The sequence below is a fragment of the Pluralibacter gergoviae ATCC 33028 = NBRC 105706 genome (assembly GCF_001598855.1).
Lineage (GTDB): Bacteria > Pseudomonadota > Gammaproteobacteria > Enterobacterales > Enterobacteriaceae > Pluralibacter > Pluralibacter gergoviae.
The window spans coordinates 87,720-100,837 of record NZ_BCZS01000006.1 but is presented as its reverse complement, the minus strand read 5'-3'; the positions used below and the strand labels follow the sequence as shown (position 1 = coordinate 100,837).

Sequence of the window (13,118 nt, the reverse complement as noted above, 5' to 3'; positions counted from 1 at the left end):
CCTTATTTACGTTTTGCGCATTTGTCCTGGAGACAGATTACCCGGTGCTGGTGTAGGGTTACCCCAATTTAGTCTTTACTGCGCCCTGAGATAAGGCGAATAGTCTGAGAATACGTTGAATTTATGAGTAAAGTACCGGCACAACGTGAATATTTCCTCGACTCGATCCGCGCGTGGCTGATGCTGCTCGGCATCCCGTTTCACATTTCGCTGATCTACTCGAGCCATACCTGGCACGTGAACAGCGTCGAGCCCTCGTGGTGGCTGACGCTGTTTAACGACTTTATCCACTCGTTTCGTATGCAGGTGTTCTTCGTCATATCCGGCTACTTTTCCTATATGCTGTTTCTGCGCTATCCGCTGAAGAAGTGGTGGAAAGTGCGCGTTGAGCGCGTAGGGATCCCGATGCTGACCGCCATACCGCTGCTGACCCTGCCGCAGTTTCTGATGCTGCAGCACGCCACCGGCAAAGGCGAAAGCTGGCACGATCTGTCGTGGTATGAGAAGTACAATACCCTGAGCTGGGAGCTCATCTCGCACCTCTGGTTCCTGCTGGTGCTGGTCGTGCTCACGACGCTGGGGCTGGGCCTGTTTGCCACCCTACGGCGCCATTCGCGCATCGCCACCGATGCCATCTTTGCCGATATCAGCATGGCAAAGCTGAGCGCGATTTTTCTGCTGCTGGGCGTCTCCTACGCGGCCCTGCGCCGGGCGCTGCTGGTGCTCTACCCGCCGATCCTCAGCGACGGCCTGTTTAACTTTGTGGTGATGCAGACCCTGTTCTATCTGCCGTTCTTTATTCTCGGCGCCAGGGCGTTTATCAATCCGCGGCTGAAGGCGCTGTTCACCACGCCATCGCCGTGGTGCTTCGCCGCCTCGCTGCTCGGCTTTATCGCCTACCGCCTGAACCAGCAGTACGGCTCCGGCGACGGCTGGATGTATGAAATCGAATCGGTGATTACCATGCTGCTGGGGCTGTGGATGGTCAACGTGGTGTTCTCGCTCGGCCATCGCCTGCTGAACAGCCACTCGCCGCGGGTGACGTACTTTGTTAACGCCTCGCTGTTTATCTACCTGGTGCACCATCCGCTGACCCTGCTGTACGGGGCGTGGATAGCGCCGCAGATCCACTCAAACCTGCTGGGCTTTACCGCCGGGCTGGTGTTCGTGGTGGGGATTGCAATCGTGCTGTATGAGATCCACCTGCGCATCCCGCTGCTGCGCTTCCTGTTCTCGGGCAAGCCGCAGCGCAAAGCTGCGGCCGTGCAGGCCTGATCCGCGGGCCTGGCCCGCCGACGCTACAGCAGCCACTCCACCGGCAGCAGATACGCCATCAGCACCAGCGCCCGCTGCCACCAGCGGGCCTCCGGCTCCTTATCCAGCACCCGCTCATGGCCGTCTTCGACGTCCAGCCACTGAATTTTCCCGCTTTGCGTGAGGCGCAGCTGCCAGGCCGCCTGACGCTGGCTTAGCAGAAAGCGGCGGTGAATGCGCTGCGCCAGAGGCTGGCTGTCGATCACCAGCCCCATTTCGGTGTTGAGCATCGCCGAACGCTGGTCGAAGTTGAATGAGCCGATGAACACCTTTTCGCCGTCGACGCTGAAGGTCTTGGCGTGCAGGCTGGAGCCGGAATTACCGGTCAGGCCCCTGTCGTGCAGGCCCGGGCGCGGATGCTGAACCGGCTTAAGCTCATAGAGCTCGACGCCGTGGCGCAGCAGCTTTTTACGCCAGCGGGCGTAGCCGGAGTGCACCACCGCCACATCATTAGCCGCCAGCGAATTGGTCAGGATAGCCACCTTAACGCCGCGCCTGACCATCTGCAGGATCTGCGCCACCCCGGCGCGGCCGGGCACGAAGTAGGCGGAGATGATATCTATCTGCCGCTCCGGGGATCCCATCACCTTATTGAGGCGCTCCGCCAATAGCGTTTTACGCGGGACGTCGCCCTGCCCCTTACGGGGATCGTCGCTGAGCAGCTTCACCTTCGCCCAGATAAACGGCAGCCTGCCGCCAGACAGCCTCTCGCCCACGGTCGTGGTCGCCAGCTTGTCGAGATAGCGACGAACCGCCGGGTCATCCTCCGGCTCGGGGCACAGCGCCGCGTCGGCGTCGGTCAGGCCGCCGTCGAGAACGTGCTTCAGTGTCGAGACGCTGCGGCTGCTCCAGTAGCGCTCAAAGTCGGCGGTGACGTCGTGCACCACCGGCCCGGCCACCAGCACGTCAAGATCGGCAAACAGCGGTTCATCGCCAACGCCGAAGTAGGCATCGCCGACGTTGCGGCCGCCGATAATGGTCACCTGACCGTCAACGGTGAAGCTTTTGTTGTGCATCCGGCGATTGAGGCGGGCAAAATCGGTCAGGTAGCCCAGCATCCGCAGCGTACGAAAGGAGAAGGGGTTGAACAGCCGTACCTCAATACGCGGGTGGGCGTCGAGCAGCTGGAGGATCTCGTCGAGACCCGAGGTGTTGTTGTCGTCGAGCAGCAGGCGCACCCGCACGCCGCGGTTGGCGGCATCGAGCAGCGCCTTAAACAGCCGCCTGCCGGACATGTCGTTCTGCCAGATGTAGTACTGTACGTCGAGGGTACGTTCGGCGATCTCCGCCAGCTGGTAGCGGGCGGCAAAGGCATCAAGCCCCTCTTCAAGGGTAAAGAGGCCACACTCGTCCGGGTGAGCGGCACACTCACCCGCCAGAACGCGGCCGAGCGTGGTGTCATTATTATTGTGCATAGCGTTGCGCGGTTTCCTTTTCCGTATGGCCCCCTGTGCTGGCGCACGGCCGGTGGGCAAATATAAATCAGCATCGGCTTTTAGTTTAGCCAAAACTGTCCCTCAACCGTTTAACTTTCAGGGTTAAATAGCGCGCGAAGGAAGAAACCAGGACTCTTTACCGGTGACGCAGAGCACCGCAAGAGTTAGAGGGTAATTCGGACAGTTTACCCCTGCTCTTTTGCCGCAATATTCACGTGCCGCCGGCCGCGGCGGGCCGCCAGCCGCAGGCCGCTGCTTTTCATGGCATAACCAAATAGCAATCCCAGCGCCAGGGAGGGCACTACCAGCGCCCAGTCGCCCTGCCCTGCGAAAGTGGCGCAGGCGCCGATAAAGGTGCCGGGCACGAAGGCGAGCAGCTGGCGCTGCGCCTGGAGGCACATCAAAAAGGCCACAACGCCGGTTATCGCATAGCCGGCAATCTCAAGGTGCGGAACCAGGCCGCTGCCGTGAATAATGATAAGCGCCCAGGCCACGCCGCTCATTACGGTGGCAGCGGAGACGGAAAGCCCCCGCAGGCCGCCCTGCGGGCAGGCAAAATAGGCGGTGCAGCCGAGGAATCCGGCCCAACTGAGCAGGCCAAGCGACACGGCAACCCATCCCCAGATGGCGGAGAGAAGGCCGGTAGTCAGCGCGAGAGAAAGGAGTGTGTTCATGCCGCGCATCTTAGCAGATGCGCGGTGGGGTAATGCGATCGCCGACACATTAAATGCAATATATGGAATCCTATTACATTTTATTAGTGACTTAAATCACATCACTCTTCCGTATCTTCCTGCAGTTCTTCCCACATCGCGGCAAGCGCGTCGCGGGTCAGGGGCGCCATTGTGCGCCAGAAGGCGCTGGTGGCGTGGGCCTCGACCTTGCCGAGGAAGGCACCGCACCAGGGCAGCAGATAGTCGGCAAACAGGGTCTCCAGCGCTTCGCTTTCACCTTCGCCCGCGTTGTCCTCAAGCCAGGAAGCGGCCAGCAGCAGCGTGCCGATATGGTCGGCGGGGGTATCGCTGAGGGGCATGCCGCGCGACGACAGGAAGCTGCGCACCTCGGCTTCTGCGGCATCCTCCTGCCAGGCGCTGCGGTACGGCGGCACGCTGGCATCCTCACCGACGAACAGGGCGTTGTAGTCCGCCGCCAGCGCCTGCATGTCGCAGCTCTTCTGCAGGCGGGCCAGCAGCTCATCCTGCTCCAGCGGCCAGCTGGCCGCCAGCTTGCCTTCGCGGATCAGGGTAAACAGCGGTTCCAGCAGCGGATCCTGCGGCTGACGGTAGTAAAGCGATCCCAGCACGCGGCAGAGGATTGAAAACTCGTTCATTGATTGTTATCCAGGGTTAAAGTTCAGCAAATTCGGCGATAGGCGCAGCCCCGCGCGACTCCAGGAAGCTGAGAAAGCGTCGCGGGGTGACGTTGAGTATTCTCTCTTCCGGGAAATCCACCGCGTCGAGGATTTTACGGCATTCGCCGAATTCGCCAAGGGTAAATGCGGTGTGGGAATCCGACCCCAGCGCCAGCCAGCCCCCCGCCGCCTTGACGGCGGCGGCAATAGCGGTGCAGTTGGCCTCGCTGCCGGGCCTTGAAGAGACGAAAGAGGAGTTATTGATCTCCAGGGCTACGTCGTGCCGCGCGGCGGCGCGGGCGACGGCCTCAATATTAATGGGAAATTTAGGATTTCCGGGGTGGGAGATCATGTGCACGCTGCCGCTGGCAATCGTGGCGATCATCGCTTCGGTATGGGTGGCCTCATCCTGCGGCGGGAAAACCGGCTCGTGAAAGCCGCCGATGATAAAGTCCAGACTGGTCAGCATCGGCCCGGTGCAGTCTATCTCGCCGAGGGTGTTTTTGATGTTGGCCTCGATGCCGCGCAGGATACCGACGCCGTCAACCATTCGCGGCCAGATGCGCATATTGACGAAGTGCCAGTAGTGCGGCGCGTCGGCCATGTCCGGACCGTGGTCGGTAATGGCAAACAGCTTAATGCCTTTGCGCTTTGCTTCGGCAATATAGTCGTGCAGCGTGCTGTAGGCGTGGGTGCTCGCCACGGTATGCATATGCAGGTCAACGGGATACATCGGTTTCTCCTCTCTCTGATCAGGAGCCAGCATAGCAAAATTGCAGCGACTTTATTAGCACCCGGCGCGGCTCAGTATCCGCGCCGGCGATCGACGCGCCCGCCGGCGGCTTCGCCGCGCTCCAGCCTGCCAATGGTGTCGGCGATATAGCGAATCGCCTCCTGCGGCCGGGTCACGGCGGCGACGTGGGGCGTTATGGACACCCGCGGATGCTGCCACAGCGGGCTGGTTTCCGGCAGCGGCTCGCGGCTGAAAACATCGAGCATGGCGGCTTTCAGCTGGCCGTCGTCCAGCGCCGCGATAAGATCGTCCTCATTAACATGCACGCCGCGGGCGAGGTTAAGCAGGTAGGCGTTTTCCTGCAGCTGGCTCAGCAGCTCGCGGTTAATAATGCCTGCGGTTTCCGGCGTATTGGGGAGCAGGTTTATCAGCACCCGGGTCTGCGAGAGAAACTCGCCCAGCTCCGCCTGCCCGGCAAAACTGTCCACGCCCGGCCACGCCTTGCGGCTGCGGCTCCAGACCCGCACCGGAAATCTCCACGCCAGCAGGCTCTGTGCGACCTGACTACCGAGCACTCCGGCCCCCATGATGCCAACGGTGAACGCCTCGCGGGTATAGTCATCCAGCGGCTGCCAGCGTTTCTCAAGCTTCTGCGCCTGATAATCATCAAAGCGGCGGAACCAGTGCAGCACCTGGCTGACCGCATACTCCTGCATCTGTTCGCCCATGCCGGTATCTTCGAGGCGGAACAGCGGAATGCTCTCTGCCAGCATTTCAGGATGCGCCTGCAGCCGGCTGAGGATGGAATCCACGCCCGCGCCGAGGGCAAAGACCGCCTTCAGCGTCCTGCCCTGCAGCATCTCAACCGGCGGATGCCAGACCAGAGCATAGTCAGCGGGCCGGTCATCTCCGCGCGTCCACGCGCGCACGCGGGCGCCGGGGATCTGTTTTTCAAGCCCGCGGATCCAGGCGGCGTTATCGAAGGTCGGGTGATAAAAGAGAATATCCATCATTGCTCCGTGTCTTTTTCGTTGTTGTGCGGTTTGTCAGCATAGCAAATTTCATCGGGCCGGCGGGGATAAGCTGATGATAAAAAAAGCGAATAGTGGTTATTGCCAGCGCAGTTTGGCGGAAGTTTGGCTAAACGCGCGATTTTGGCAAAAAGTTGATTGACGCCAGTCCGGGTTTTCCCTACATTAGCGCCCGTTCCGGTAACAACCGGAAAGACAATATGGTGAGGTGTCCGAGTGGCTGAAGGAGCACGCCTGGAAAGTGTGTATACGGCAACGTATCGGGGGTTCGAATCCCCCCCTCACCGCCATCTTCGAAGAGAAGCTCGCATTTATATGCGGGCTTTTTTTTCGCATGTAGCGCCCTACCTGGGGGGGATGAGAACCCCCGACAGGGGTTCGACAACTGGCGCAGCCAGTTGGACAGACCGGCCGCAGGCCGGGCTGCCCGCAGGGCGAGCGCAGCGAGTCAATCCCCCCCGGTGCCTCCTTCAATGGTGAGTTAACATGTAGCGCCCCACCTGGCGGGATGAGAACCCCCGACCGGGGTTCGACAACTGGCGCAGCCAGTTGGACAGACCGGCCGCAGGCCGGGCTGCCCGCACAAAAATGCCCGGAGCATTTTTGAACAACGCTTGCGTTGGCCCCGAAGGGGCGAGGCCCAGGGATGGGCCGAGTAACGGCGAGCGCAGCGAGTCAATCCCCCCCGGTGCTACCTTCAATGCTGAGTTAACATGTAGCGTCCCACCTGGCGGGATGAGAACCCCCGACCGGGGTTCGACAACTGGCGCAGCCAGTTGGACAGGCCACAGGTTTGAAGGCGGGCTGTCCATACAAAATACCAGAGTTATTTTAAAATGAACTTCCTCCATTAATTAAATATAAGAATTAAAACCACAATGAGTGACATTTAATATAGGCGTTAATAATAAGCCACATATAAAAAAGGCAATGTATCATAAAGAAAGAGAGTTAATGCAATATTATTAACAACAATCATATCGAGAAATTAATCAGCTACCTTTCCTTTTCACAGGAAATATTTCATTGCGTCGATTCCCGACAGCAATGCATAAGCCACTAACCATACTAATATAGTAATATACAGGATTGGGAAAATGCTCCATTAACCACGGTAAATCTTCGTTATACTTGATATCCGATGTAGAGATCATCCAGACAGGCTCACCCTGCAAATTAACTTTAGTTGCCTCATGATGATCATGGTCCCATCCCCGCTGATATTCTTCAGCATACTCTTTCGCTATCTGAATAGCCTTTTCGCTCGTAATCACTTTTGAACTCCTGCCCAGACATTATACATTAAACCACCTACTACAACTGGTCCTAAAAGGATTCCAGCCGCCTCATGTCTCAAGAGTGTAAAAGTGATTTCATAAGTATTGCCTAATGGAAATTTAAACCCTTCAACGATATAATCTCGACTCATTCCCTTGGCTCTTAATAATCCTATTGTTTCAGCAAAAGACTCCTCAAGGTAACGTAGAATAAATGACTTATTATATCCACTCTGGTGTATGAAAACCCTCAACTCCCGGAGAAGATAAAATTTAGGGGCAATAGTCATATGTACTTGCTCATGATAAAGAGTGGTGAGCATTTGTGTATAAGCTTCCTCTTTTGACATTGCTGATGGGTAATAATTACGACCAACTTCAATATCTCCCCAAGGTTTAGTACCACCCTGAACTACATCCCGATGTTTAGTTATTTTTATCTTTGGCGTATATCGCCACCCACCGTTACGCGGAAGACTCATCCTTGCAGCAATGTCGCTGCTATACCTTGGCATAGCGCGACCTTTAAATGGGGTCTTAAAGGTATCTCCGGGTTTTTTACGCAATAATAGCGCCAGAACGGTATCTACACCCAAAAGAGTTATTGCATCAGCAAGGTCATGCGCCGCCGCGTCAAGGTCAGCTTCCGTTCTGGCACTGTGTGTTTTAATTGCAAAATCGTAGAGTTTCTTTCCTGCTTCAGCAGCAACACCACCAACGGCAACCCAGCCTACAATGAGCAAAATCACATCCGCAATCTCACCGATGCCAAAGAAATGTGAGCCTGCCCAGATGACAACAATTCCTGCCATCGTAGCTAACGCCTGCGGTGTGATCAGTGCCAGTAGATGTTGGCCTACATTCGCCGGGAGCAAAGCAGCCGCTTTGGTCATCGAGACCTGCAGCTTTCCCTGTAAATCCATCGTATTTACGTTCATTGCCAAATATCCACGGTGGTGAGAGCCTAATCATATACTCTGCCGTGTGTAGCAAAAATGCTCCGCCGTCTGAGATTGGTCTTAAAAATATGAACGCCCAGCATGTGATACCCATGATTACCGACGAGTTCAGCATTAACCTCTACCCATCGTTCATATTTTCATTAATAATCCGTTCAGCCTCACCGCTCTCCTTCAGCTGGTTTATCAACCCGGCAATCTCCGCAAAATACCGCTCATCCCCCAGCGGCACGCACACCGCCTGCTCGATCTGCGTGAAGTTATCCTCCAGCACCCGGTAGCCGGCATTTTGCCGCGCGGCCTTCTCCAGCGGCTGGCGGATACCCGCCACCGCGTCGCCCTCGCCGTTGAGAAAAGCATCAATCGCCGCCTGGGACGATGCCTGGCGCAGCAGCACTGCGCGGCTAAAGTTGCGCGTCAGCCACAGATCGTAGGCTGCGCCCTTGCCAACGTTGATCGTCAGCCCTTGCGTATCCATCTGCGTGACCGACTTAGCTCCGGCACCGGCGGCCACCATTATGGTTCCCTGAATAGTGATATAGCTTTCGGTAAAGCGCAGGGTCTGCGCCCGCTCGGGGTCGCGTGCCAGAAAGGCGATATCCCACTCCCCCGCCTGCGCGGCGGCCACCACTGCCCCAGCCGTGGGATAGGTAGTAAACTGCGCTTCGGCTCCCAGCGCCTGTGCAATACGCCTGGCGAGGGCAACGGAGATGCCCTCCGGCTCGCCGGAAGGGGAAATAAAAGCGAGTACGGGATTGCCGAGGTTGATTGCAAAGCGCAGCGCGGTGGAACAGCGGGCTTCAGACATGAGCATTTCCTCTTTATATACCCGGCGCTGCGGGCGCCGATGTAGTGGATGATAAAAAATTTGTACGCGATTTAGGCTGAAATTGCCAGAGTGCTCACTGCGTGAGCGAACAATCAGCGATGGATAAATTATTCTTGACCGTTTTCAACCAACTCCCTATAGTAGCGCCCCGTTGACCGGCGAGAGTCGGTTGGCAATACAATATGGTGAGGTGTCCGAGTGGCTGAAGGAGCACGCCTGGAAAGTGTGTATACGGCAACGTATCGGGGGTTCGAATCCCCCCCTCACCGCCATCTTCAAAGAAAGAGCCTGCATTAACATGCAGGCTCTTTCTTTATATATAGCGCCCAGCCAGGGGGGATGAGAACCCCCGACCGGGGTTCGACAACTGGCGCAGCCAGTTGGACAGACCCTGAGCCTGCGAACGGACTGCCCGGAGGGCGAGCGCAGCGAGTCAATCCCCCCTCACCGCCATCTTTAGAAGAGTTCGCATTCACGTGCGGACTCTTTTTTGTATGTAGCGCCCCACAGGGGGGGATGAGAACCCCCGACCGGAGTTCGACAACTTCAAAGAATATCCCCCCATCAAAATAATAATCATCCAGCTCCATGCTCCTTCATCAAAGCTAAAATCACCTTGCACTCACTATTATATTCACTACCTTCTTTACTATCCTTTATCTCCCTATTAACAATGGTTATCATTGAGAGACCACTATCATCGACAGGATTAGGTTCAGCACCCTTCTCCAATAATAATTTCACTTGCTCAAATGATGAACTCAAAAATGCACTCATCAAAAGTGTCTGACCAAGACTATTTTTGATATTTTTGTCTACTCCATAGTCAAGCATTACTTTTAACGAATCATTATTGGGCGCATAGCGACTCTCAAAAACAATCGGCTCATTGTATGTACGATCTTTTGCGTTGGGATTTAATCCACCATCGAGCATTGCTCTGTTCCAGACGCCGCGACTGGCTTTCATTACAAATTCAGCAGGGCTTGATTTACCTTTATCACGAGGCTGAAGCGGATCTGCACCTGCTTTAACTAAATCGGTAATGATATTAAGTCTTTCAGGTGTCGCATTATCATCCATAGAGTTTAAAATAGCCCAAAATAGAAGTGTCATATCTTCTTTAGCTTTAAGATTCAGTTCCATCTTACTCATCGCTGAAATCTCTTTTTTCAAAAGATTTCTATCTCCGTCACTTATAATTTTTGCCACTTCTAAATTCTTTCCTTTGAAATAATTTTTAGCTTCATAATTCATCTTTTTTTCGCACCCTTGCATTGGTAACGCAGAAAATAACATAATGAATAGTATGATTAATTTCTTCACATCCTGCTCCTGATAGTTGCAATATCATCATCCTTTTGATTCTCAATACACGATATGGCTTGATCAATTCCATTCCGGTCTAGCATTGAGCCAACTCCTCCGGGCAGTGTGTATTTGGTACCTATTGCATCTGGAGAAAACAATGATATTTCTTCCTTTGGAAACAAAGCAGGAACGTAATAATTTACACTCTTAAGATCATCCCAGAAATGGACTTCCTGTAATTTAGTTAACATTTCGCCTTGTACTCTATAGGCATGTATGTCTCTCTCACTACCTATGATGTTTCCACCATATTTTTCTACAGTTCCTGAACTTAAACCAGCCGCATTAAAAGTCCAGGCGGGTTTTCCACTGGCAATCGACGCAGCGGAGGCCATTCCACCGCCTAAAGAATGACCTGAAATATCTACGTTTGAGCTATATTTTAAAGCTTTACCGATTTCAACAGCCCGTTTGTAATAATCAGATTTAAATCCTAATCCCTGTGCACCATTATTGTTCCAATCCTTAACATTTTTTATACCAGATAGGTCACCTTTTAGAACTACTTTTTTTGCAGTAGTAATCATATCTTCGCTAAACTCGGGCGCTCTTGAACCTCGAAACACAACGGTTGTACTTAGATCCTTGCCAAAAACAGATGAGTCTGGTTGGTACACACGCGCTAAGAAATCAGGAGCGGTATCATTGTCCGCTAATAGTTTGGGAGTAAGGTGAAGCTTTCTCAGCGCTGCCTCATCATTACTAATATCCCTCCATCCTTCCGGTACCTCCGGCGTATCGAGCAAGGGATTTTTTGTTTTATAAACATTCTCCGCCAGCTTGGCTTTCTCCACTGCCACGTTATTCTCAGACAGCCGTCTGGCAGCAGTTTGCGCATCTGGATAGACACTTCGCTCACCTCTACCAATTAAATATTTACGCTCCTGCCAGCGTTCAGCCTTGGTTAAAGGTTTTTGTACTTTACGGGTTGTGGTCTGTTGCCCTTGGGAGGATTGTTCTGCCATTAATGATTTTTTAGAACCTGTAACCTGAACCGGAAACACAGTTGGGCGAGCACGTCGTCCATAAGATTTTACCATCTCCTCATAACGTCCCATTATCCTTTCATAATGGAAGCCAGTGTCCTGAAGCCCCAGGGGTCTGAGATGGCCCTCTTCATTTACGTAAAAGGACCCCGTTGTCAGAATTTTTCCCGGTGTTGTGTCAATGGCAACGATATCACCTGAACTTAATCCACGCTGCACGAGCCACTGCAGGTTAAATCCTGTCTGATTATGATTCATACCAGATTGCTGCACGATTCTGCTACTACCGCTAAGCCCGGAAAAAGAGAGAGTAACTCGCTGTTACTGAGTCGGGAGACTGACTGAATAGCCGTCGATGGCCGTAAAATGCTGGCAAATTCATCCGGAGATAGATTGTCTCCGAAAATGTGTAGTAGTTTTAAATTAGAAAACATGCCCCAATTCCCTTACCTGACGAAAGATTCGAGCCTGCTAACCGCCACATAAACATTAACATCCAATAAACATACCCGCAAAGATAGTAGCTCGCTACCACGTATGATTGTCTGATGTCTATTCAGTTCAGTGTTCCAATTATTGCCATTCCCGCAAAAATCCTTCCCCATTCCCCTACTTAATCCCAACAATCCCGCCCGCTATCCTGACCGCAATTCAAAACACCGGGAGAACCGCAATGTCCCACAGCTTATTTGACGCTTTTACCTTAGGCTCAACGCCGTTGAGCAACCGCATCGCCATGGCGCCGATGACCCGCTCGCGCACCTCGCAGCCGGGCGATGTACCGAATGCGATGATGGCTACCTACTATCAGCAGCGCGCCGATGCCGGGCTGATTATTACCGAGGGCGCGCCGGTTTCTGCGGTTGCGCGCGGCTATTCGATGACGCCGGGTATCTACACGGCGGAGCACATCGAGGGCTGGAAAAAAGTCACGCAGGCGGTCCACGCCGGCGGCAGCAAAATCTTTATTCAGCTCTGGCACGTCGGGCGCCGCAGCCATTCGAGCATCAGCGGCCAGCAGCCGCTGTCGGCCTCGGCGTGTAAGGATCCGGATAAGGTCTTCGGCCCCCTGCCGGAAGGCGGCTTCGGGATGGTGGAAACGGAGACGCCGCGCGCAATGACTCAGGCGGATATCGACCAGACCATCGCCGACTTCGTGCAGGCGGCGCGCAACGCGGTTGAGGCCGGATTCGACGGCGTGGAGATCCACGCCGCCCACGGCTATCTGTTTGACAGCTTCCTGCGCCCGGCCAGCAATCAGCGCAGCGACCAGTACGGCGGCAGCCAGCAGAACCGCATTCGCTTTCTGGTCGAAACTCTGCAGGCGGTGAGCGATGAAATCGGCGGCGACAGGGTCGCGGTGCGCCTGTCGCCGCACATTATGGAAGGCTTCGCCGCTGAAGATGCCGAAATCGAAGAGGTGGTGCTGAAGGCCCTGGCGGCCATCGCGCCAATGAAGCTGGCCTACGTGCACTTCTCCGAGCGTATTTCGCGCTACGTCGAGGTGCCGGAGAGCTTCCGCCGCCGGGTGCGCGAGATCTATCCGCATACGGTGATGGTCGCCGGTAAGCTGACCTGTGAAATGGCGCAGGCGATGCTGGATAAAGGCTATGCCGACCTGTTCGCCTTCGGCACGCCCTACATCACCAACCCCGATCTCGCCACCCGCCTGCGCAACGACTGGCCGCTGCAGGCGTTCGATCCCGACGCCCGTCTGACGCTCTACGGCGGCGATGCGAAAGGTTATACCGACTACGCGCCCTGGCAGGGCTGACGCCCCACAATGAAAAGGCCCGGATACGCTATCCGGGCCTTTTATTGATGGTGCTGC

General features: G+C 55.0%; 12 protein-coding genes, 2 tRNA genes and 1 other RNA gene. 5 read left to right on the top strand and 10 right to left on the bottom strand.

Annotated features, from left to right (window positions below; translation table 11 throughout):
* The first annotated feature begins 123 nt into the window (after positions 1–123).
* Entirely contained in the window at positions 124–1,275 is a 1,152-nt protein-coding gene (gene mdoC / locus ENGE1_RS08455) for a glucans biosynthesis protein MdoC (RefSeq protein WP_048252447.1), read from the top strand.
* A gap of 23 nt (positions 1,276–1,298) precedes the next feature.
* On the opposite strand, the gene ENGE1_RS08450 is transcribed toward mdoC, so the two are convergent.
* From ENGE1_RS08450 to ghrA, 5 genes are all read right to left on the bottom strand, one after another.
* On the bottom strand, positions 1,299–2,729 hold the full coding sequence (locus ENGE1_RS08450) for a phospholipase D family protein (RefSeq protein WP_045291258.1): 1,431 nt from the start codon (positions 2,727–2,729) through the stop codon (positions 1,299–1,301).
* 206 nt (positions 2,730–2,935) lie between these two features.
* Positions 2,936–3,424 carry a DUF1097 domain-containing protein gene (locus ENGE1_RS08445; RefSeq protein WP_122984335.1) on the bottom strand — a complete coding sequence of 163 codons (489 nt, stop codon included), beginning with the start codon at positions 3,422–3,424 and terminating at the stop codon, positions 2,936–2,938.
* 101 nt (positions 3,425–3,525) lie between these two features.
* Entirely contained in the window at positions 3,526–4,080 is a 555-nt protein-coding gene (locus tag ENGE1_RS08440) for a TorD/DmsD family molecular chaperone (RefSeq protein ID WP_045291262.1), read from the bottom strand.
* Between the two features lie 16 nt (positions 4,081–4,096).
* Complete coding sequence (locus ENGE1_RS08435; protein ID WP_045291264.1) at positions 4,097–4,834, bottom strand: phosphatase; 738 nt, start codon at positions 4,832–4,834, stop codon at positions 4,097–4,099.
* 71 nt (positions 4,835–4,905) lie between these two features.
* The gene (gene ghrA, locus ENGE1_RS08430) at positions 4,906–5,844 is read right to left on the bottom strand and encodes a glyoxylate/hydroxypyruvate reductase GhrA (RefSeq protein WP_045291266.1); all 939 of its coding nucleotides are present in this window, start codon (positions 5,842–5,844) and stop codon (positions 4,906–4,908) included.
* 223 nt (positions 5,845–6,067) lie between these two features.
* Here ghrA and ENGE1_RS08425 point away from each other — a divergent pair.
* Positions 6,068–6,155, top strand: a tRNA-Ser gene (locus ENGE1_RS08425).
* Between the two features lie 702 nt (positions 6,156–6,857).
* Here the strand turns inward: ENGE1_RS08425 and ENGE1_RS08420 are convergent.
* From ENGE1_RS08420 to ENGE1_RS08410, 3 genes are all read right to left on the bottom strand, one after another.
* Positions 6,858–7,139: a hypothetical protein gene (locus ENGE1_RS08420; RefSeq protein WP_045291268.1), complete on the bottom strand. Its 282-nt coding sequence runs from the start codon at positions 7,137–7,139 to the stop codon at positions 6,858–6,860.
* A complete protein-coding gene (locus ENGE1_RS08415) occupies positions 7,136–8,080 on the bottom strand; it encodes a hypothetical protein (RefSeq protein WP_048252445.1) in 945 nt (314 codons plus the stop codon). The genes ENGE1_RS08420 and ENGE1_RS08415 overlap by 4 nt, the downstream gene beginning before the upstream one ends.
* A gap of 142 nt (positions 8,081–8,222) precedes the next feature.
* Positions 8,223–8,909 (bottom strand): transporter substrate-binding domain-containing protein, encoded by a 687-nt coding sequence (locus tag ENGE1_RS08410; RefSeq protein ID WP_045291271.1) that lies wholly within the window; start codon positions 8,907–8,909, stop codon positions 8,223–8,225.
* A 205-nt stretch (positions 8,910–9,114) separates the two neighbouring features.
* Between ENGE1_RS08410 and ENGE1_RS08405 the strand changes: the two genes are divergently transcribed.
* Positions 9,115–9,202 (top strand) — tRNA-Ser (locus ENGE1_RS08405).
* 47 nt (positions 9,203–9,249) lie between these two features.
* A non-coding RNA gene (locus tag ENGE1_RS08400) (RtT sRNA) lies at positions 9,250–9,383 on the top strand.
* Between the two features lie 123 nt (positions 9,384–9,506).
* Here the strand turns inward: ENGE1_RS08400 and ENGE1_RS08395 are convergent.
* Both ENGE1_RS08395 and ENGE1_RS26875 read right to left on the bottom strand, forming a co-directional pair.
* Entirely contained in the window at positions 9,507–10,256 is a 750-nt protein-coding gene (locus tag ENGE1_RS08395; RefSeq protein ID WP_073971311.1) for an ankyrin repeat domain-containing protein, read from the bottom strand.
* Positions 10,253–11,545 carry a phospholipase gene (locus ENGE1_RS26875; protein WP_225823384.1) on the bottom strand — a complete coding sequence of 431 codons (1,293 nt, stop codon included), beginning with the start codon at positions 11,543–11,545 and terminating at the stop codon, positions 10,253–10,255. Before ENGE1_RS26875 ends, ENGE1_RS08395 begins: the two co-directional genes overlap by 4 nt.
* 415 nt (positions 11,546–11,960) lie before the next feature.
* On the opposite strand from ENGE1_RS26875, the gene ENGE1_RS08390 reads away from it, so the two are divergent.
* On the top strand, positions 11,961–13,061 hold the full coding sequence (locus tag ENGE1_RS08390; protein WP_048252442.1) for an alkene reductase: 1,101 nt from the start codon (positions 11,961–11,963) through the stop codon (positions 13,059–13,061).
* Positions 13,062–13,118: the final 57 nt, after the last annotated feature.

What these genes read in the sequence shown, in the direction of transcription:
- ENGE1_RS08445 (WP_122984335.1), bottom strand. Translation starts at nt 3,424, where the DNA reads ATGAACACACTCCTTTCTCTCGCGCTGACTACCGGCCTTCTCTCCGCC.
- ENGE1_RS26875 (WP_225823384.1), bottom strand. Translation starts at nt 11,545, where the DNA reads ATGAATCATAATCAGACAGGATTTAACCTGCAGTGGCTCGTGCAGCGT.
- ENGE1_RS08450 (WP_045291258.1), bottom strand. Translation starts at nt 2,729, where the DNA reads ATGCACAATAATAATGACACCACGCTCGGCCGCGTTCTGGCGGGTGAG.
- ghrA (WP_045291266.1), bottom strand. Translation starts at nt 5,844, where the DNA reads ATGGATATTCTCTTTTATCACCCGACCTTCGATAACGCCGCCTGGATC.
- mdoC (WP_048252447.1), top strand. Translation starts at nt 124, where the DNA reads ATGAGTAAAGTACCGGCACAACGTGAATATTTCCTCGACTCGATCCGC.
- ENGE1_RS08415 (WP_048252445.1), bottom strand. Translation starts at nt 8,080, where the DNA reads ATGAACGTAAATACGATGGATTTACAGGGAAAGCTGCAGGTCTCGATG.
- ENGE1_RS08390 (WP_048252442.1), top strand. Translation starts at nt 11,961, where the DNA reads ATGTCCCACAGCTTATTTGACGCTTTTACCTTAGGCTCAACGCCGTTG.
- ENGE1_RS08410 (WP_045291271.1), bottom strand. Translation starts at nt 8,909, where the DNA reads ATGTCTGAAGCCCGCTGTTCCACCGCGCTGCGCTTTGCAATCAACCTC.
- ENGE1_RS08440 (WP_045291262.1), bottom strand. Translation starts at nt 4,080, where the DNA reads ATGAACGAGTTTTCAATCCTCTGCCGCGTGCTGGGATCGCTTTACTAC.
- ENGE1_RS08435 (WP_045291264.1), bottom strand. Translation starts at nt 4,834, where the DNA reads ATGTATCCCGTTGACCTGCATATGCATACCGTGGCGAGCACCCACGCC.